This window comes from Caballeronia sp. LZ001 (genome assembly GCF_031450875.1).
GTDB lineage: Bacteria > Pseudomonadota > Gammaproteobacteria > Burkholderiales > Burkholderiaceae > Caballeronia.
On sequence record NZ_JARTVX010000005.1, the window covers coordinates 707,404 to 726,479 of the forward strand.

The window sequence follows — 19,076 nt, forward strand, 5'->3', positions numbered from 1 at the left end:
ACGACTTAGCGCGACGGCACGACGCTTATGCGCGCTTACGTCGATCTCGATATCGACGCGGGCGGAACGATGTCCGCCCGCGTCCGTTCTGCCTTACAGCCCGGCGGTCCAACGCAGGACCGGCTCCTCCGTGCCATCCGGAAGCGACCACGTTCCCTTGGAGCTGAAGTCCCACGTAGGACCGAAGCTCGCTGGCGTGGCCATTTGCGCGCTCGTCAGACCACTCGAAGCGGACATGGCCTTGCCGCTGCCGACACCCGCTGTCGCGACAGACGTTTCCTTGTCCCAGAAGACGTCTTTGGCAATCGTGCCGCTATTCGTGCCCGCAATGGCGCCCGGCTTATGCGACCCCGTGCCCGGCGAAAGCGATGCCGTGCTGTACGACTGGCGAATGGTGCCGGTGTTGTTGCCCACCAAGCCGCCGATATATGCGCCGCCATTCACGAAGCTCTGCGAATACGACTGCTCGATGGTGCCGCTGTTCACGCCCGCGAGCCCGCCGATCGTCGCTGTTGCGGCAGCCGTCATGAAGTTGATGGTGTACGACTGGCCGATGTAACCATCGTTTTCGCCGACTAGACCGCCGATTTCGCCATCGCCATTGACTTGCGCGCCGCTCCACGAACGCTCGATACGTCCGCGGTTGATGCCGACCAGCCCCCCCGCTGCCGTGGCCGTACCCGTGGGTTTGTTGACGATGCCCGTGCTCGCGACATTCACCAGGTAGCCGTAGTTCGTGCCCGCAAGCACACCGACCGGACCGCCCGACGACGACGCGGTGGCGCTATCCACTAGTACGTTGCGCACGATGCCGGTCGGGCCGACCACGCCGAACAAGCCCGTATTCGCTCCGCTCGGAATGTTCAGATCGCTCAGCAGATGCCCCATGCCGTCGAACTGACCGGTGAACGGTTGCGCCGCGCTGCCGATGCCCGAGAGGCCCGTTGCGCCATCCAGCTCCAGCGACGAGCCGAGTGCGTAAGTGCCGCCGAGATTGTTCTTCACGGCGTGCAGATCGGCAATCGAATTGACGAGCTGATAAGCCGTGACCTGCGTGAGCAGACCGCTGAACGGCGCCGCGCTCCAACTCGCGTTGCCATGCACGGTTCCGGGCGTGTAGCTGCCGGTCATGTCGTACAGCGCCGAGACGATACCCGTGCTGTGCGACCAGTCGAGCGTGCCGCGATTGGTCACGCTGCCGCCGTTGTCGACCGCGCTGGCGTCCGCACGCAAGGTGAGACTGCCCGCGCCCGTGTTGGCGATGGTCGCGCCCGGCGCGATGGTCACTGAATGCCCGGCGTCGAGCGTCAGCGACGACGACCCGATCCACCGAATATTCGATGTCACGTTGATGTCGCCCGCGCCCTTGGTGGCATCCGCGCCATTCGCATGGACCGTGATCGACGTTCCGCTGCTCAGGTTCGCGGCCAGCGTGCGGGCGGGCGCTGCGTCGGCGGTAAAGGTCGGGGCCGTGATGTTCCACTGTCCCGCGCCTACTTTCGCCTCGCTCAGCTTGATGGCGTTGCCGGTCATGTCGACGGTGCCGCCGCTGCCATCCGCGTTGCGCGCGGAAATGGTGGCGCCGCGTGCGTCCACCGTACCGCCTTGCGCCACGAGCCACACGTGGCCATCGCGCGTTTCCGTGCCGGTGGCGCGCAGTGCGCCCGACTTGCCCGCAAGCGCGAAGATGTTGCCGTCGGCCGCTTGCAGGCTGATCAGCGCCGCCTGGATCGTGCCCGAGTTGGTCACGTCGCCGCTCGTGCCCGTCGTCTGCACGCCAACTTGCTGGCCGTATGCGCTGTCCGCAAGCACGACTTCGCGCGCCGTGACGAGTTCGGCCGTGCCCTTCGGCGCGCTGATCGATCCGGCATTCATGACGCTCTTCGCCGAAATGAGGAAGACGTCGCCGCCCGACGAACTGATTTTCCCGAGATTGATCACGCTGGCATTCGAACTGCCGCCGAGCGTGAAGTAATCCGGGCTGTTCATGAACGAGTCGTTATCGGTATCGAGTGTCGATGCAACGAAGCGTCCGCCGGTCGCCACCACGCCCGTCGGCCCGATGAGCACGCCATGCGGATTGATGAGGTAGACGCTGCCGGTGCTCTTGAGCGTGCCGTAGATAGCCGACATGTCGTTGCCGGTGACGCGGTTGAGGGTTGCGCCGGTTCCGTTGTTGATGGAAACCGTATTGCCCGCGCCGATGGAAAAACTCGTCCAATTGATAATGCCGTTCGTGCCCGACTGCTTGATATTCAGGGTTCCGCCGCTTTGTGCGATGGTTCCCGAGCCCGCGACATATTTACCGCCTTGAGGAAGAGGCGGTGCAGCTTCGGCTCCCGGCGCGTGAAGGAAACTGCCAGCAGATGCAAGTGCGATGAGAAGTGGAAGAGCCCGAACTGTAAAGCCCGGTGCGCGAAACGTAGAGACGCAGGCCGCATCGCCGAGCGTCGAGACGCCCGCGAGACGGTAAACAAAAAGACGCATACCGCCCCCAACAGAGTGTTTCCCCGATTTAATCGCTAAGTAGACAGCTTTTTTTAGTTGGTAGTGCAGTGTAACAGAGCGTAATGTCCATATCGAAAGACGAAAGATGATCGTTTTCAGGGCTTGCTCAACGGGCTGTAATTATGCTTACGAGTTCTTTAGCGATAAGCGTGAAATGCAAACAACGGGGAGTGGGGATAATCGGTAATTTCAACGTGTTAATGACGTCCTTCAGTGCGGACGCCGGCACCATGATCGCGCGCTGGATGTATTCGTGCCCCGACATCGTGCGGTACTGAAGCACGATGTCAGGCCCGGCTTCGATCGCGAACGATCACGTCTTGGTGAAATCGTTTGATTTTCCCAACGCGTAGACCGCCCGCGTCGAACGAGGCAACACTACCCTCCCCGCGCATTTCGAGCCTGTCGATTCGTTGGGATTATTTTTCGCTTCACCTTTGTCGCGCTTCGGCGGCCCATGCCTCGGCATCGACGCCAGCGGGAATACGCATCGGCGCCGAGGGGTCGGTGGCCGCGCGCCATACCGCTTCGGCAACGTCCTCCGCGCGCGTGGTCGGCGACGCGGTGTCCTGGAACTGCTCGAAGACGCGCTTGACGAGATCGGCATAGGCCGCGTGCTCCAGGCCATGCATATGCGCGCGCGCGTTGTCGCCGAAGCGCGTGTCCGGCGCGCGGCCCGGCAAAACGAGGCGCGCGCGCACGCCGAACGGTTCGAGTTCAAGCGCCATCGACTCGGTGAAGGCGTTCACCGCCGCCTTGCTCGCGCGATATGCGCCGATCAGCGGCAAGGGCTTGATGGTCACGCTCGACGTCACGTTGACGATGACGCCCGCCCCGCGCTCGCGAAACTGCGGCAGCACGGCTTGCGTCATTGCAATGGTGCCGATGGTGTTGGTCTCGAAGATGTCGCGCACCGTGGCAATGGGCACGAGTTCGGCGGGCGACGCCGCGCCGACGCCCGCGTTGTTGACGAGGACATCGATCGGTCCCGCGGCTTCGATTGCCGCGCGAATGCTTTCGGCGTTCGTGACATCGAGCGGCAAGATGCGCAGGTGTTCGGACGGCGGCGGAACATCGGTGCGCGGCGTGCGCATCGTCGCGATGACTTGCCAGCCGCGACTCAGAAAGTGACGGGCGATTTCGAGCCCAAATCCGGAAGAACAACCGGTGATCAACACGGTTTGCATGACGACTCCTTTGAAGTGGTTTGCGTGTGCCACCACAATAGATCGCCGCTCTCGTACTCGCTACAATCGATAATCCAGATTTCATTTGCAGGAGTCCGGCAATGATCGATCCGTTGGCCGAAGTCGTGACGCTGCTTCAACCGGCTGCCAATTTCTCCAAGCTCGTTCATGGTGCAAGTCCTTGGCACATCAGCCGCTCGGACGCAGGTCAGCCTTTTTATTGCGTGATTCTGGAAGGCGGATGCCGTATCTCAATCGACGGCTACGAGCCGATCGAACTGTTGTCCGGCGACTTCATGCTGATTCCCGCCGCTTACGGCGTTGCGGTGTCCAGTCTCGAAGCGCCGCCGCCCGGTTCCGAAACGCAATCGCCCGTTGCGCTCGGCAATGGCGAGTTCAGGATCGGCCCGCCGGATAGCCCGATCGACGCGCGCATGATGGCAGGTCACTGCAGCTTCGGTTCACCCGACGCGGCTCTGCTCGTTTCGCTGTTGCCGCGCTTCGTGCATGTTCGCGGGGAACGGCGGCTTGCCACGCTCGTGCAACTGGTTCGCGAGGAATCGCGCGAACAGCGGCCCGCGCGCGAAGTCGTGCTTTCTCGCTTGCTCGAAGTGCTGCTGATCGAGGCGCTGCGCTCGACGGCCGGAACGGACGCGTCACCGGGTCTCGTGCGTGGGCTGTCGGACCTTCGTTTAGCGGCTGCTTTACGCGGAATGCACGAACGCTCCGCGCACGCGTGGACGGTGGCCGAGTTGGCGAAAGAGGCCGCGCTTTCCCGCTCGACTTTTTTCGAGCGCTTCAGTCGCGCGGTGGGCGTAGCGCCGATGGAATATCTGCTCCGGTGGCGCATGGCGCTCGCCAAGGATCTGTTGCGGCGAAGTCAAGGGCGTATCGCGGAGATCGCGCAGCGTGTCGGCTATAGCTCCGCCAGCACATTCAGCGTCGCGTTCACCCGGCATGTCGGCCGCTCGCCGTCGCAATACGCGCGCGACGGACAAGCGGCAGAAGACTAATTACTTCGATATGCAGATCGATTGCTCATTGCCTGGCTCAATAACGCTCGTTCGACGCTCACGATCACGCGCAACCTCTTCAATCAACTGACGTTATTTATTTAAGAATTTCCACACATCCCACTTCGTTGGAATGCATGAATCGTTTTGCTTCATTGAGAAGAAGAATCTGAAACTGGCGAAACCACGTGCTAACCTTTCTTCAGAACGTTGTATGCGCCGCACTTCGGAGGCCTAATGCTCACGTGCCACTGTCAGTCTTGCGGGAAATTGTTTTCGTCGCAATTGTCGGAAGAGGCACTTCGTTGTGAAGAATGCGAGTCACCTAATGTGGAAGTGCTCGCGGGCTCCGACACGTTGGACAACGACAACAGGAATGATCTAGGCAATTCCGAACTCATCTGATATCTATGAATACCAATGAGGAAGAGCAGTGCGGCTTTGGCTCTGTGCCCCGCACGCAGAGCGCCTAACCTAGCACGCCGGGATTCGTTCCGAGTGCTGCAAGCACTTACAACAGCAATGCGCGACATGCACGTCATTACCGGTTCGCGGTTTGGATCAGGTCAGAATGGCGCCACTGTGTGACGAGGTCTGTTGCAACGCGGCGCCCGCATCGGCAAAGACCCGCAATCAATGATTAGTCGATCAACGCAGGTCAGAGGAGCACATCGTGACAGGGCGCTTACCGTTGGACGACGAGCAGGAGTTCGCGCTGTGGCGGCCCGACAGCAAGGTTGTCGTGACCAGCAAAAGGCGAATCGTAATCGGGCATAAGGACAGGCCAATAGGCAAGTCACTTGCGCTTCTTCTGTCCACGAGAGGATTCGAAGCAATACACGCAAGCGAAATGGGCGACGCCCGCCGTTTCCTGCAGCACTGGAAAGCTCATGCGCTGCTGCTCGACACGAGAATGGACACGCCACCCGACTTTGAGACTGTCCGGCAGTTGCGTCGAACGGAACACACGGCGGGTTTATTGATCATTGCAATGAGCAACATTCAACCGCTCGATTCGCTGCCATCGATGAAAGAAGCCGGCTTCGACGGTCACGTCCGTCGCCCATGTTCGCTCTGGCGACTCACCGATCTCATCGAAAGTCATTTCGGTATCGTGCCGATGCGCAATCGCCGCTAACGCGAACGATAGTCACGTTCCTTAGGGACTGCACGGCGTGACGTTCGAGGACCCAAAAATCAATCGATTGCAACGCAGAAGTGAACCGCTAGACCTTTCGCGCGACGAAATGCAGCCAGTTCTCGCCGCTAACGTCGGCCAGTTCCGATACTTGAGCGCCGCTATTACTTCCGAAAACGGCCTCGGTAAGCAGGCCGGCCTCGGCACATTGTTGGCGCTGCGTCTGGATATTCGTGTAAAGGATCAGAATGCCGAACCTGTGAGCGGCGCAGACGCGTAGCGCATAGCCGTCGTATTCGCGGTTGAGAGGCGAATAACGCAGATAATTGAACGCCGCCATTGGAAGGTTATATAAAGCTCGCGCGCAGTTGATGCCGAATTCGACGACATTCTCCGCCTGCGAAACATGCGAAGCTTGCGCAAACGTTTCCCTGTAGCCCGGCCCGGCGAGATTGTGGGTAGAAAACAATGCGAGACCGCCTGGCTTGAGCACGCGTGCAAACTCGCTTAGCACTTTGCGTCTGCCTTCACTGTCGATGGAATCGATGCCATTGAAGCTGAACATCACGAGCGCGAAGCTGTTGTCCTCGAATTCGGCCAGGTTGCGCGCATCCATGACACGCACCTGGACGCTCGGATAATTTCTCTGACATATCGCGACCAGCTCGGGCGTGTAATCGACACCCGTGTAATCCGGGCTCACCCGCGACAGCAGCGGCACCGTGCGTCCGCCGCCTACACCGACATCGAGCAAAGGTTGATCGCGTACTTCCGCGCGCACATAAGCGATAGCCGCGGCCTCGCCAGGATCGGTCCAATCGCTCAGCTTGTCGTACCATCGGAGCGCGCTACGGGTGCGCCATGCAGACCGGTTGACGCGGTCTTGCACGGTAAAGCGTTGCTGGGAAAATCCCATACGGCACCCGCGCTGAGCGATAACCAGAGAAACCGGAGCGGGGCATTGAGAGTCGGCCGCCACCGCACTTGAATGACAAATGAAGTGTAGCAGTCGTTTAATTTTGCCGCCGGGTTATTCAAAATAGCGCTCGGCATGACAAAGGTGCGCGTCAGCCCTGATCAAAAACGGAACTCAGCGGGCATATAAGCGTCTGACCGTTCCTGAGGCGATGCACGTCATCACGCAAAGCCTTGGCATCGGGAAGAATTTTCAGTAGGTTGTCGAATGGCCAGCCAGTTGTCGACGCTTTGCCGGGCGTCGCAACATGACTTTTGGTTTGTTCATACGAAGCGCATGCCGACCAACCTATCACGATATGCTCAAAGACTTAAAACCCTTTGCGGATAACGCTCACGCGGACCAATGCATATCCGTTGATGGTCTTGACCGAGCACGCCGACATCGACCGAACCCATGTTCCCGCAATTCATGGCGATGAATTCGCCGGGTAGGCGCTTTTTTTGCTGCCCTATTTAATCGATCGCCAGTACCGGCAAAGGAACTCTCATGGCCACTCCCGTTTTCGAGTCAGTTCGTCTGGATGACGTTCTGCTCAAGCCCGACCCGATCGACCCGGCGTGGATACTCGAGGGCAATCCCGTCGCGCGCAGCGGTCAGTGGTCGCAGAGTCCCGACACGACCACGACTTCCTGGGTCTGGGATTGCACCGCCGGGCGCTTCAACTGGTACTTCAATGCCGATGAGACCATCTACGTCATCGAAGGCGAAGTCATCATCACGGCCGAAGGTCAGGAACCGCGCACGCTGCGCGAAGGCCATGCCGCGCTGTTCTATGCCGGGACCCATTCTGAATGGTACGTTCCGAAATACGTGCGCAAGCATGCCATCTTGCGTCCGCATATCACCAAGCCTGCGCTGCTCGCGCTCAAGGTGAGCCGCAAGTTCAGCCGCAAACTCAACGGCTCCTTTCCCCGCTCGTCGTTCCGATCGTCAGGAGACGAGAGCGCTTAAGCGCTCATAAAGCCGCGCCCGAGTGATTGCCTCGATCTGCGCGAGCGCCTCGTCCATCTCCTGTGGCGTGTCACGCCCGATACGGCGTTCGAACGCCGCGAAAATCCCCTCCCGCGTGTAATGCCGCACGCAGATAATGAATGGAAAGCCATGCCGCGCGAGATAGTCCGCGTTCATCCGGTCGAGCGCGGCCTCTTGCGCGGGCGTCAGCGCGTCCAGTCCGGCGCCCTTTTGTTCGGCATTCGAATCGCGCGTCATCGTGCCTGCACGAATGTTCGAACCCGACAATAGCGGATGCAAGTTCAGAAAGTCGCATTGGCCTCGCTCGTTTAGCGCGCGGATGACGCCCATCATCGCTCGATGCAGTTCCGGCGCGGAGCCGAATGGCCGCCGTTCCCACGCGCCGCTCGCTGCCTGTGGAAAGTGCTCGAAGACGCTCCCGAAGGCGCGCAGGAAGGTTGCATGATCGAGCGCATTGATCGGCGCGAGATCGATCGACTGAGACATGTAGTGCTCCCGTAAAGCCCGCTTGATCGAGGCCAGGCGTGGATGACGATTACGGGCCGAGTATAGGAAGCGCAAGCGCGGCGGGCGAGAACCGCGGCCTTATAGACCGCATAGCAGAACCCGATAACGAGCGCCGGCTACCCTAACGCTTCATGTCGCGCAGTTCGCGCAGCGCTTGCGACGCCGCCGTCAACGTGCCGCGCAGCCACACATGCGATGCCGAGCGATGCCGCGACGGATGCCACAGCTGATAGAACCGCATGAGCGGAAACTCGATCGGCGGATCGAGCACGGCAACCGGCAGCGATTGCGCGTGATAGTTGGCGAAGTGGCGGCCCGTGGTCAGGATCAGGTCCGTGCCTGGAATGAGGCTAGGCGCGAGATTGAAGTACGGACAGCTCACGCGATTATCCCGATGCACGCGCATCGTGCTGAGTCCAGTATCCACGACGCCACGTTGATCGCGCGAATAAGGCGTCGGCACGATATGCGCCGCGTCCAGATAAGTCTGCGCGGTGAACTCGCCGGGTCGCGCATGCACGCTGTCCTCGGCCACGACGCACACCACCTCGTCCTCAAGCAGCACGGACAAATGCAGATGCTCCGGTGGATTCGGCCAATTGCCGATGACGATATCCGGCGAGCCTTCCGACAACGCCTGCTCGTAGTTGAAGGTCGCGGACAGCGGCATCGCGACGAGACGCGCCCTTGGCGCCGTGCGGCGGAACTCGCGCACCACATGCGCGAAGAACGGCGGCGCCAAATAGTCGGGCATGCCGACCGTGAAGGTCTGCTCGGTGGTGGCGGGATCGAACCGGTCGTCCGCCACCAGCAGGTTATCCAGCGCGCCGAGCGCGGCTTGCGCGTTCTCGGCGAGTTGCAGCGCCCGCTCGGTCGGGACCATCACGTTCTTCTCGCGCGTGAGAAGCGGGTCGTTGAAGATCGTACGCAGCCGTTTGAGCGCGCTGCTGATGGCCGGCTGCGACTGATTCATGCGAATGGCCGTGCGAGACACGCTGCGCTCGGCGATCAACGTGCAAAGCACGCGCAACAGATAGGTATCGAATGGATCGTCTGCGCGATTCATGTTTTGAGGTCCGTGGCCCGTGAACGGCGCAGCGTCGGGGCAGCGCTTGCCTGTTTGACGTTGTAACGTGTAGAAGCATCGAGGGCAACGTGCCGAATTAATTCGATGCGTTCGGCCGATTCCTGCACGAAGGCGGTGCAACGAGGCCTGAACGCGCGCTCCAAGGGTAATCCATAACGGCGAACGCACCTCTGTCGAACCCCGCAAACCCATGCGCCGCAAGGCTTTGCGGCGCATATCGAAGTTGCTATCGGGCTTATTCAAACGCCCGCCGTTCCCAAGCTTTTTTTGATTTTCAATACTGGCTCCATCGAACGCACCGCCGCGGCGGCTTACTTCATCGCGCTTGGAGGACTCATCATGTCGATCATCAAGGAAGTCATGCCGGCGTACGCCGATGGGCCGAACGGCGCAACGGTCAGCGCAACGGCTGACGTCATCGCGAACGCGGAGGCCAGCGCTTATCGCAAAGTCTCGTGGCGCCTGCTGCCGTTTCTGGACGTGCTGTGGGTGCTGGCATGGCTCGACCGCGTGAATATCGGCTTCGCCAAACTGCAAATGCTGGACTCACTGCATTTCTCCGAGGCGGTGTACGGGCTCGGCGCCGGTATCTTTTTTCTCGGCTACTTCTTCTTCGAAGTGCCCTCGAACATGCTTTTGCAAAAGATCGGCGCGAAGAAGACCATCATGCGCATCACGATCTGCTGGGGCGTCATCTGCATGCTGCAGACGACCGTCTCCACGCCGACACAGTTCTATCTCCTGCGCTTTCTGCTCGGCGCCTTCGAGGCGGGCTTCTATCCGGGCGTGATCCTCTATCTCACCTACTGGTATCCCACGCAGCGCCGTGCGCGCGCCTTCGGCACGTTCATGTCGGCATCCGCGATTGCGGGCGTGCTCGGCGGTCCCATCGCCGGCTGGATCATGACTTCGATGGGCGGCTTTCACGGCATGCACGGCTGGCAGTGGCTCTTCATCATCGAAGGCATTCCTTCCGTGCTGGCCGGCTTCTTCGCGTACTTCTACATGACCGACAAGCCCGATGAAGCGCGCTGGCTCACGGCAGATGAAAAGCGCGTCGTGCTCGATGCCCTGCAGCGCGACAACGCTTCGATGGGCGAGCGCGGACACGACTGGCGCTCGCTCGTGACCAACCGCAAGGTGTGGCTGCTCATCGCGATCTTCTTCTGCCTGCTGTGCGCGAACTCCACGCTGACGTTCTGGATTCCGACCATCATCAAGGACGTGGGCTTTATCTCGCCGATTGCCGTGGGCTGGATTGCGGCGGTGGCCTATCTGTGCGGCGCGGCGGGCATGATCTTCAACGGCGCGCGCTCCGACCGGCGCAACGAGGTGCGCTGGCACTTCAGCGGCCCGGCGATAGCAGGCGGCGTGTCGATGGCCGCGCTCGCGTTGTTCATGGGCGTGCCGGGACTGCCCGCCATCGTCTCGCTCATTGCGATGACTCTGGCGCTTGCCGGCACCATGAGCGCCATTCCCGTGTTCTGGCAGTTGCCAAACCGCTATCTGGCGGGCAGCGCGGCCGCTGTCGGCGTGGCGCTGATCAACTCGGTCTCGAATCTCGCGGGCTTCGGCGCGCCGTATGTAATGGGGCTCATCAAAAACGCCACCGGCAAGGTCACGACCGGGCTGTATCTCGTGGCCATCATCGAAGTTCTCGCCGCGGTGCTGGTCATCGCGGGTATCCGCAAGCTTGGCGGCACACGACAAGAGGCATGACATGAGCGACGACACCACCCTTCCCGCCTTCGATGCCCGCCGCCGGCGCTTCGCGCTGCAGTCTATGGCGCTAGGCAGCAGCGTGCTCTTCGCCGGAACCGCGCACGCCGCTGGCATGGAGGCCGCGTCCGCGCCGAATCAGAACACCGGTCCCGTGCAGCAGGACGGCCTGAGTCCGCGCCTGACCATGCATGGACTGGATACCTGGCACGGCACGCCGGCCGCGGGCATGCGCGTGGACCTGTTCAGCATTGAAAATGGCCAGCCGAAACTCATGCAGACGATCACGCTCGCCCCAAGCGGCCGCAGCGAACCGCCGCTTCTGATCGACGAAACCTACCGCGTCGGCACTTACGAACTACTGCTGCACGTCGACGACTACTTCGCCGCGCGCAAGACCGAGCTGCCGACGCCGCTGTTCCTCTCGAAGATACCGCTGCGCTTTCGCATCACCGATGCCTCGCAGCGCATCCATCTGCCCGTGCTCTTCGGGCCGTGGAGCTACAACTATTATCGCGGCAGCTAATTCCGTAATTTCGAACAGGAGCATCACGATGGCCGCAGGCATCACCACACACGTCCTCGATGTATCCACCGGCAAGCCCGCTGCCGGCATGCAGATCGAGCTATTCGATACGACCACGCAGCCGCCGACGCTCATCGCGCGGACGCGGACGAATCGCGATGGCCGCACCGACGCGCCGATTTTGCCCGCCGCTCAGGCGCGCGCCGGGAGCTTCGAGTTGCGCTTCTGGGTCGCCGACTACTTTCGCACGCCGGATGTCTTCGCCGATGTCGTTCCCGTGCGCTTCACCGTCTCGGACGCGACACAGCATTACCATGTGCCGCTGCTCTGTTCGCCATGGAGCTTCGGGACTTATCGCGGGAGCTGAACATGGATCGGGGCAAGCACATCCACCTATAATGTCGTTCAGTTCGACCCACCGACGACGCCCCACCTTGAACCAAACTCTGCGAGCATCGTCCCGCGTCGCGCTTCAGCCGATGCCGCTTGAAGCGCTCGTAATTCCAGCGGAAATAGATGGCCGCGACGGCACGAACCGCGAGCTTCGCAAGCACGCGCAAATCGAGGCGGACAGCGACCTCGACGCCATCCGCGCTTGGCTGTCGCGCTTCCACGCAACGAAGACCACCTTCGAGAACTATCGCAAGGAAGCCGAACGCCTTCTGCTCTGGTCTATCGTGACGCTCGGCAAGCCGCTGTCGTCGCTCTCGCACGAGGATTGTCTGCGCTATCAGCACTTTCTCGCCGACCCGCAACCGGCGGCGACATGGGTCGCGGGCGGCGGGCGCAAGCATGCGCGCAGCGACGCGCGCTGGCGGCCGTTTTACGGGCCGCTATCGCCCGCGAGTCAGCGTCAGGCGGTCGTCATTTTGAACGCGCTGTTTTCGTGGCTGGTACAAGCCGGCTATCTCGCGGGCAATCCGCTCGCGCTGTCTCGTCAACGCGCAAAGCATGCCGCGCCGCGCATCACGCGTTATCTGGAACCGGCACTCTGGCAGGAAGTGAAGGACACCATCGCTGCCATGCCGCGCGAAACTGACCGCGCTCGCGCCCATGCGTCGCGCGCGCGTTGGCTCTTCACGCTGCTCTACCTTGGGGGCTTGCGTATAGCGGAAGTCGGCGGCAATCACATGGGGCAGTTTTTCGTGCGACGCGATGCGGACGGCACGATGCGCTGGTGGCTCACCGTCCTCGGCAAAGGCGGCAAGGAGCGCCTCGTGCCCGCCACGCGTGAGATGATGACGGAGCTCTCGCGCTATCGTCAGCATCTGGGCTTGAGCGCAATGCCCTCGCCCAGCGAAGACACGCCGCTCGTGCTGCCCGTCGGCGCAACGGCCGCGAACGACGGCACGAAGACTTGCGCGCCGCTCACGCGCGCCGCGCTGCATTCCATCGTGAAGGATATTTTTGCGAGCGCAGCGGCCCGGCTCCGCGAACGCGACGGCGCATCCGCAAACGCGGACTTGCTGGAGAAGGCGTCGGCGCACTGGCTGCGTCACAGCGCCGGTTCACATATGGCGGATCAGAAAGTCGATCTGCGGCTCGTGCGCGACAACCTCGGGCACGCATCGCTTGCCACGACAAGTCTTTATCTGCATATGGACGACGACCGGCGGCACCGCGAGACGGACGAGAAGCATCGCATCGACTGGTAGCGAACGCGTCCGTCTCGCGCGTCATAAGTCGAAGTTTGTCGGCATCAGGATAACGTCGCGAATGGTCACGCCGCGCGGTCGTGTCAGCATGAAGAGAATGGCGTTTGCGACTTCGCTCGCGTCGAGCAAACTGCCCGACTCCTTCGCTTCCTTGAGCTTCTCCTCCGGCCAATCGGCCAGCAATGCGCTGATCACCGGCCCTGGCGAAACCGAGCCGACGCGAATGCCATGCTTGAACACCTGACGCCGCACGGTCTGGACGAAGCAGTTGATGGCCCATTTCGACGACGCATAAACCGGCTCCCACGGTGTCGGAAAATGAGCCGCGAGCGAACTCGTCACGACAATGTCGCCGGTGTGCCTGCCGATCATATGCGGCAGCACGTCGTGCACGTTCTTCATCACGACGTTGACATTGAGATTGAGCATGCGGTCGATGGCGCTCGTGTCGGCATCGACGAGATCGCCGCCCACGTAAGTGCCCGCGTTCGCATGCAGGATGTCGATTTGCCCCGCCATCTCGATGACACGCGGCGCGAGCGTCGCGCAGGCCTTGGGGTCGAGAAGGTCGATGACGAGCGCGAGCGCCGCATCGCCGCGTTCGGCGCAGAGCTTCGTCAGTGCCGCTTCGTCGCGGTCCACCAGCACGACGCGCGCCCCTGCCGCCAGCATTGCATCGGTGCTGGCAAGCCCGATGCCCGAGGCCGCGCCCGTCACCACGGCTACTTTGCCTTCCAGTTCTCTTGCCATATTCGTCGTCCTTGCGTTGACCGTCGGCGCGCGCCGATGAAACGCCGCGCATCAACGAACGATGATTGTGTAGGCCGGGAACACTGTCAAGACTAAAGTCGTTCGCGCCGCACTCAAGCCGCTTCGGCGGGCCACTCGAATGGCTGCAACAAGAGCGTCTTCAAGGCATCGGGCGTGAGCGGACGGCTGTATCGATACCCTTGAATCTCCGAACACGCGTTTTCCTGCAGGAACTTCAGCTGTTGCTCGCTCTCCACGCCTTCGGCGATCACGTTCAGATCGAGCTGGCGTCCGAGCGAAATCACGGCCATGACGATGGCGCGATCGTCGTCGCCGCCCGGCAACTCGCGCACGAACGACTGATCGATCTTCAGACGCGCTATCGGAAAATGCTTCAGCGCCGAGAGACTCGAATACCCGGTGCCGAAGTCGTCGATGGAAAGCTTCACGCCCATTTCCTGCAACCGGCACATGGTTGCGATGGCGCCATCGAGATCCTGCATGATGACGCTTTCGGTAATCTCGAGTTCGAGATACTGCGGGTCGAGCCCGCTTTCGTCGAGCGCATGCCGCACGCGTTCCACGAGTTCCTTTTGCAGAAACTGCCGCGCCGATACGTTCACCGCCACCGTCACCGGCGGCAGACCTTCGTCCTGCCACGCCTGATTTTGTCGGCAGGCCGCGTGTAGCACCCAGTCGCCAATCGGCAGAATCAAACCCGTTTCTTCCGCAATCGGGATGAAGGTCGCGGGCGAGATCAGGCCTTCGGTCGGATGCTCCCAGCGCAGCAGCGTCTCCACACCGAATACGCGATGCGTCTCCAGATCCACCTGCGGCTGATACACGAGCCGGAACTCGTCGTTGGCAAGCGCGTGGCGCAACTGCTCCTGATAGCGCAGGCGTTCATGCACCTTCTGATTCATGTCCGCCGTGTAGGCCTGATAATTGTTGCGGCCCATTTCCTTCGCGTGATACATCGCGGCGTCGGCGTTCATGAGGAGCGTGTCGGCGTCGCGGCCATCGTTCGGATAGCTCGCAAGCCCCATGCTGCAGCTCACCTGATAATGCTGTCCCTGCAATTCCGCAGGCTGCAAAATGGTCTGACGCAAGCGCTCGACCATGGCCGTGACGCCCGCGCCGCTCTGATCGTCTTCGAGCAACACGATCACGAATTCGTCGCCGCCCAGACGAACGACCGTGTCCGTGCTGCGCACCGATTGCACCATGCGCGAAGCGACCGTGCGCAGGAGATCGTCACCCGCGCGGTGGCCAAGGCTATCGTTGATGAGCTTGAAGTTATCGAGGTCGATGAAAATCACCGTCACGCCGCGCCCATAACGCTCCGCCTGCAACAGCACCTGCTTGAGACGGTCGCTTAGAAGCGTGCGGTTGGGCAAACCGGTGAGCGCGTCGTGGTTCGCCATATGGCGAATGCGCTCCTCGGCCTCGCTGCGCTGAATCGCGATACCCGCAATGCGCGTCGACAGCGCAACCGCCTGCGATTCCGGCTCGCTCGGATAGTGCTTCTCCTGCATATACAGCGTGATGACGCCGAGCGCGGAACCGTCGTGCGAGAGCACGGGAAAGGCCCAGCACGACATGACGTCGGCGAGGCCGCAGCGCGCGAGTTCGCGGCTCAGGGCCTCGTCGCGCGCCACGTCGATCACGCATACCGTCTGACGCGTATGAATGGCCTTGCCGCTCAACAACGCATCTTCGTCGATACGCGACTGGCCGACCACTTCGCGGTATCGCTCCGACATGCTCGGCGCCGCGCCGACGCGCAGCCAGTTGCTCGTGCCGTCGCGCAGCAGCACCGCGCAGCGCGACCCGGGAATCTGCGTTTCGAGCACGCTCACCACGCGCACGAGCACTTCTTCGAGCGGCACGCTCTTCGCGATCATTTCGAGGATTCGGCTCTGCTCCTGCCTGCGCGCTTCCGACCGCTTGCGCGCGCTCAGATCGCGCACGATGGCAACGACGCCGTCTTCCACCGGCACCACTTGCCGATGCAGCCACAGCGTCTCGCCATCCGCGCGCCGATACTGCCATTCGTGCTCGCGCACCTGCAGCGTCTCGGCCACCTCGACGAACTCGTCGAAGACGCCGCCGTCGCGCGCGTCGACGAACGCTTCGTCGAGCGTGCTGCCAATCAACCGTTCGCGCGCCACGCCGAGAATCTCGACGCCGCGCCGGTTGGTGCCGGTCAGAATGAACTTCTCGATCTCGCCTGCCGGACCGCGCTCGTCGCGAAACACGAGGAACGCGTCGATGCTCGATTCGGATGCCGCGTAGTAAGTCTGTTGCGCGCGCCGTTCGCGTCGGCGGCTGACAGCGAGTTGCCAGCTCGAACGACTGAGAATGAACGCGATCACGATGACGCCGAGACTCAGCACGCTCGTCCAGATGAAGTCGGCGCGCCGGCGGCTGCGAAAATCGGCGAGTTGTTCGTCCTGGTCGAGACCGACGAGCGCAATCAGCGCGTAGCCGTTCAGTTCACGCACGCTGGTATAGCGGTGTGCGTCGTTGTCCCACTCATGCACGACCGCGTTGCTGACCGGCGTATCGCGCACCGCGCGCAATGCCGCGTCGGGATAGCGTTGGCCCCACGAGACCGTATCGCCAATCTGCTGCGCACGCACGACGCCGTCCGCGCCCAACACCGCGAGCAGACCATGCTTGCCCATGCGCGCCGTGTCGTAGTTGCTCGTCAGATAACCGGGGTCGAGCGAGAGCATGACCGCGCCGCCGAAGTGTCCCGATGCATCGCGCAGACGGCGACTGAAGATGATCTCCGGCATGTCCGCGTGTTCAAAAGGCGCGACGAGACTCATGTACGGCGCGCGCGCGTCGTCCTGGCGCTGACGTTGCGCGATGAACCACGGCTCGTCGGCCACGCTGAGCGGCATGCCCGAGCGGTTCGACGCGGCGAGCTGACCGTTTGCATCGGCGATAGCGACGCGAAACACGATCGCGGACGGCAGAAGCCCCTGATCGTTGAGGCGCTTGAAGCTTGCGGCGCCGTTCGTCTCGTACGCGAACTGCACGGTCTTGAGCGTCTGGTCGATGGTCGCGAGATTGCGCACCAGTTGCGCTTCGTAGGTATCCGCGAGTTCACGGCCGAGTTCGCTCGCGGCGATTTCGGCGGCCATGCGTTGCGTGTGAACGAGTTGCAGCACGATCACCCAGATGATCGCCAGCAGAAAGACCGCGAATACCGGAATCATCACGTGCGCTTCGAGCGCGCGGCGCATGGCCCGGCGCAGCGAAGGCGGCAAGCGCGCTTCCTGGCTGTCGCCTTGCACGTGCGAAGGCCCGCGCGCCGCGTCCGGTTCGATCAGCCGCTTGATCGCGCGCATCTTGTCGATGTTGAAGATCATGAACGGGCGCGCTTCACGGACGCAGGCTGAGGACGACCTTCACGCTCGCGTCCACATCCTTGCGGTCGATGTAGGCGATGGCGGATGGACGCGCTTGCAGATAACGCTTGACCGCGGCTGCGTCGGCCATCTCGCGCGGCGGTTGCGCGCGGCCAGTGAAGATGAGCTTCGACCAATACGCGCGCAATTGCGACGCCGACTTGCCCGTGCAATCGCGATAGAAATCGGCGCGCAAGGGCGAGTCGTCAGGCAAGTCGAGCGGCACGGCTTCGTCGCCCGAGGGGAATGCGCCCACGCGACCGAGGAAGATATCCGCGATCTGACTTTCGTTGAGCGACGTGAGCGGACTTTTTGCCGATACGACGACCACGACATCCGCCATCGCCGATGACGTGCACATACAAAGGGCCGCGAAGAGCGACGCTGTTCCGATGAGTTTGAGGAGTGGCATGTCGGGCTCCTCAGAAGACGAAGTCGAGCGCGGCGCTGAAGACATTGCTTCCGCTTCCCAACTGATAGCCCGGCTGCTGATTGAGGAACGTGCCCGTCGAATTGGACGGCACCCAGACATGATCGAACTGCACCTTGAGGTCGATATTCTTGACGACATCCCAGCGCGCACCGATGGAAACATCGCGCTGGCCGTTGTTGTAGTTGGGAATGGCGGTGGGCCGGTTGAGCCCGTGCGACTGCGCGTAGGTCGCGAAAAACGTGGCCTTCGCGTAGCGCACGCCGCCCGTGACGTAGCCGCTGATATAGCCAGGCGTCACCTGCTCGACCGTCACGCGTGCAAGTTCGGCCTGCACGAACCACGCGCCTGGATCGTAGGCGGCGGCGATGCTGTAGACGTTCACGGGTTGGTCGGCGAGGAATGGGAGCTTGACCGACGCGTGCTGATAACCGACGTGACCCGTGAAGTTGCCGATCTCCACGGTATCGTCGAAGGCGAGAATGTTTTTGCCCTCGGTGCGGAATGCGCCGGGGTTCACGTGAAAGACCGAGTAGCCGTAGACGAAGCGCACCGTGTTGGAGATGCCGCGCGCCGCGATGCGATAAGCAACGTCGGCGCCGTCGCTATTGGTGAGCGGTTGCGTGTTGTACATCTCGACCGGCAAACGCACCCACGGAAACGCGTAACCGACGTTGCGATATTCCGAGTTCAGAAAGGTGGGCAACTCGATACGGCCCACGCGCACGCTGAAGTCGGGCGTGAACGCGTACTTGACGTTCGCCCATTCGAGGCGCGGCTTGAAGGTGTTGTCGTATTCATGCTGCGAGATCACCTGCACGACGGCCGAGAGCTTGTCCGTGAGGCGCGCGCTCAGTTGCAAGCCGATCTTCGAATCGTTCTCGAAGTCGTACTTGCGTGATGCACCCGCGCCGTTCGGTTCGAGCGGACTGCTCACATAGTCGGCGGTATCGAGAGACGAATGCGTCATGCCGAGCGTGCCGAAGCCGCTGAGCGTGAACATTTTGGGAGCATCGTCGGCGCGCGCGGTCATCGAGGCGAAAACGCCTCCGAGAAGAACCGCGACGCGTGCGATGCGAGCCAGCCGGTGTTCGAAAAAGATCATGTGACGAGCGACGAAGGCTTCTGATGGATGGACTCAGTTAAGCCTCCTTTAACGGCACGGATGGGTGCGGCTTTATCGTAT

At 61.8% G+C, this 19,076-nt stretch carries 16 protein-coding genes; 7 read left to right on the forward strand and 9 right to left on the reverse strand.

The features are described 5' to 3' along the window. Window positions 1–93: 93 nt before the first annotated feature. Together P9292_RS39710 and P9292_RS39715 are read right to left on the reverse strand one after the other, a co-directional pair. Complete coding sequence (locus P9292_RS39710) at window positions 94–2,487, reverse strand: filamentous hemagglutinin N-terminal domain-containing protein (RefSeq protein ID WP_309965110.1); 2,394 nt, start codon at window positions 2,485–2,487, stop codon at window positions 94–96. Window positions 2,488–2,939: 452 nt separating this feature from the next. Further along, window positions 2,940–3,695, reverse strand: coding sequence for an SDR family oxidoreductase (locus P9292_RS39715; RefSeq protein WP_309965113.1), 756 nt, complete (start codon window positions 3,693–3,695; stop codon window positions 2,940–2,942). A 101-nt stretch (window positions 3,696–3,796) separates the two neighbouring features. Between P9292_RS39715 and P9292_RS39720 the strand changes: the two genes are divergently transcribed. Both P9292_RS39720 and P9292_RS39725 read left to right on the forward strand, forming a co-directional pair. Continuing rightward, the gene (locus P9292_RS39720) at window positions 3,797–4,708 is read left to right on the forward strand and encodes an AraC family transcriptional regulator (RefSeq protein ID WP_250469587.1); all 912 of its coding nucleotides are present in this window, start codon (window positions 3,797–3,799) and stop codon (window positions 4,706–4,708) included. A 673-nt stretch (window positions 4,709–5,381) separates the two neighbouring features. Further along, window positions 5,382–5,846, forward strand: a complete 465-nt coding sequence (locus tag P9292_RS39725; RefSeq protein WP_309965116.1) for a histidine kinase — start codon at window positions 5,382–5,384, stop codon at window positions 5,844–5,846. An 88-nt stretch (window positions 5,847–5,934) separates the two neighbouring features. Here the strand turns inward: P9292_RS39725 and P9292_RS39730 are convergent, their stop codons facing one another. Beyond that, window positions 5,935–6,762 carry a class I SAM-dependent methyltransferase gene (locus P9292_RS39730; RefSeq protein WP_250494831.1) on the reverse strand — a complete coding sequence of 276 codons (828 nt, stop codon included), beginning with the start codon at window positions 6,760–6,762 and terminating at the stop codon, window positions 5,935–5,937. Window positions 6,763–7,311: 549 nt separating this feature from the next. On the opposite strand from P9292_RS39730, the gene P9292_RS39735 reads away from it, so the two are divergent. Further along, entirely contained in the window at window positions 7,312–7,776 is a 465-nt protein-coding gene (locus P9292_RS39735; protein WP_244831561.1) for a cupin domain-containing protein, read from the forward strand. On the opposite strand, the gene uraD is transcribed toward P9292_RS39735, so the two are convergent. Both uraD and P9292_RS39745 read right to left on the reverse strand, forming a co-directional pair. Beyond that, window positions 7,756–8,283 carry a 2-oxo-4-hydroxy-4-carboxy-5-ureidoimidazoline decarboxylase gene (gene uraD, locus P9292_RS39740; RefSeq protein ID WP_309965119.1) on the reverse strand — a complete coding sequence of 176 codons (528 nt, stop codon included), beginning with the start codon at window positions 8,281–8,283 and terminating at the stop codon, window positions 7,756–7,758. The genes P9292_RS39735 and uraD overlap by 21 nt on opposite strands. 142 nt (window positions 8,284–8,425) lie before the next feature. Continuing rightward, on the reverse strand, window positions 8,426–9,370 hold the full coding sequence (locus P9292_RS39745; protein ID WP_309965122.1) for a LysR family transcriptional regulator: 945 nt from the start codon (window positions 9,368–9,370) through the stop codon (window positions 8,426–8,428). Between the two features lie 360 nt (window positions 9,371–9,730). Between P9292_RS39745 and P9292_RS39750 the strand changes: the two genes are divergently transcribed. The 4 genes from P9292_RS39750 to P9292_RS39765 all read left to right on the forward strand — a co-directional run bounded on the left by P9292_RS39750 (window position 9,731) and on the right by P9292_RS39765 (window position 13,291). Beyond that, a complete protein-coding gene (locus tag P9292_RS39750; protein WP_309965425.1) occupies window positions 9,731–11,110 on the forward strand; it encodes an MFS transporter in 1,380 nt (459 codons plus the stop codon). A 1-nt stretch (window position 11,111) separates the two neighbouring features. Next, on the forward strand, window positions 11,112–11,636 hold the full coding sequence (locus P9292_RS39755; protein ID WP_309965125.1) for a hydroxyisourate hydrolase: 525 nt from the start codon (window positions 11,112–11,114) through the stop codon (window positions 11,634–11,636). 28 nt (window positions 11,637–11,664) lie between these two features. Then, entirely contained in the window at window positions 11,665–12,003 is a 339-nt protein-coding gene (uraH, locus tag P9292_RS39760; RefSeq protein ID WP_244831569.1) for a hydroxyisourate hydrolase, read from the forward strand. 112 nt (window positions 12,004–12,115) lie between these two features. Beyond that, window positions 12,116–13,291, forward strand: a complete 1,176-nt coding sequence (locus tag P9292_RS39765) for a tyrosine-type recombinase/integrase (protein WP_309965428.1) — start codon at window positions 12,116–12,118, stop codon at window positions 13,289–13,291. 21 nt (window positions 13,292–13,312) lie between these two features. On the opposite strand, the gene P9292_RS39770 is transcribed toward P9292_RS39765, so the two are convergent. The 4 genes from P9292_RS39770 to P9292_RS39785 all read right to left on the reverse strand — a co-directional run bounded on the left by P9292_RS39770 (window position 13,313) and on the right by P9292_RS39785 (window position 18,893). Next, window positions 13,313–14,041: an SDR family oxidoreductase gene (locus P9292_RS39770; RefSeq protein WP_250494836.1), complete on the reverse strand. Its 729-nt coding sequence runs from the start codon at window positions 14,039–14,041 to the stop codon at window positions 13,313–13,315. Between the two features lie 113 nt (window positions 14,042–14,154). Continuing rightward, window positions 14,155–17,421: an EAL domain-containing protein gene (locus P9292_RS39775; RefSeq protein ID WP_250469592.1), complete on the reverse strand. Its 3,267-nt coding sequence runs from the start codon at window positions 17,419–17,421 to the stop codon at window positions 14,155–14,157. A 13-nt stretch (window positions 17,422–17,434) separates the two neighbouring features. Further along, a complete protein-coding gene (locus P9292_RS39780) occupies window positions 17,435–17,872 on the reverse strand; it encodes a phosphate ABC transporter substrate-binding protein (RefSeq protein WP_244831575.1) in 438 nt (145 codons plus the stop codon). Window positions 17,873–17,882: 10 nt separating this feature from the next. Then, entirely contained in the window at window positions 17,883–18,893 is a 1,011-nt protein-coding gene (locus tag P9292_RS39785; protein ID WP_244831576.1) for a hypothetical protein, read from the reverse strand. Window positions 18,894–19,076 lie beyond the last annotated feature (183 nt).

Excerpts from the sequence above, each read along its gene's own strand:
- uraD (WP_309965119.1), bottom strand. The coding sequence starts at position 8,283 with ATGTCTCAGTCGATCGATCTCGCGCCGATCAATGCGCTCGATCATGCA.
- P9292_RS39765 (WP_309965428.1), top strand. The coding sequence starts at position 12,116 with ATGCCGCTTGAAGCGCTCGTAATTCCAGCGGAAATAGATGGCCGCGAC.
- P9292_RS39745 (WP_309965122.1), bottom strand. The coding sequence starts at position 9,370 with ATGAATCGCGCAGACGATCCATTCGATACCTATCTGTTGCGCGTGCTT.
- P9292_RS39710 (WP_309965110.1), bottom strand. The coding sequence starts at position 2,487 with ATGCGTCTTTTTGTTTACCGTCTCGCGGGCGTCTCGACGCTCGGCGAT.
- P9292_RS39770 (WP_250494836.1), bottom strand. The coding sequence starts at position 14,041 with ATGGCAAGAGAACTGGAAGGCAAAGTAGCCGTGGTGACGGGCGCGGCC.
- P9292_RS39785 (WP_244831576.1), bottom strand. The coding sequence starts at position 18,893 with ATGTTCACGCTCAGCGGCTTCGGCACGCTCGGCATGACGCATTCGTCT.
- P9292_RS39780 (WP_244831575.1), bottom strand. The coding sequence starts at position 17,872 with ATGCCACTCCTCAAACTCATCGGAACAGCGTCGCTCTTCGCGGCCCTT.
- P9292_RS39720 (WP_250469587.1), top strand. The coding sequence starts at position 3,797 with ATGATCGATCCGTTGGCCGAAGTCGTGACGCTGCTTCAACCGGCTGCC.
- P9292_RS39775 (WP_250469592.1), bottom strand. The coding sequence starts at position 17,421 with ATGATCTTCAACATCGACAAGATGCGCGCGATCAAGCGGCTGATCGAA.
- P9292_RS39735 (WP_244831561.1), top strand. The coding sequence starts at position 7,312 with ATGGCCACTCCCGTTTTCGAGTCAGTTCGTCTGGATGACGTTCTGCTC.
- P9292_RS39715 (WP_309965113.1), bottom strand. The coding sequence starts at position 3,695 with ATGCAAACCGTGTTGATCACCGGTTGTTCTTCCGGATTTGGGCTCGAA.
- P9292_RS39750 (WP_309965425.1), top strand. The coding sequence starts at position 9,731 with ATGTCGATCATCAAGGAAGTCATGCCGGCGTACGCCGATGGGCCGAAC.
- P9292_RS39755 (WP_309965125.1), top strand. The coding sequence starts at position 11,112 with ATGAGCGACGACACCACCCTTCCCGCCTTCGATGCCCGCCGCCGGCGC.
- P9292_RS39730 (WP_250494831.1), bottom strand. The coding sequence starts at position 6,762 with ATGGGATTTTCCCAGCAACGCTTTACCGTGCAAGACCGCGTCAACCGG.
- uraH (WP_244831569.1), top strand. The coding sequence starts at position 11,665 with ATGGCCGCAGGCATCACCACACACGTCCTCGATGTATCCACCGGCAAG.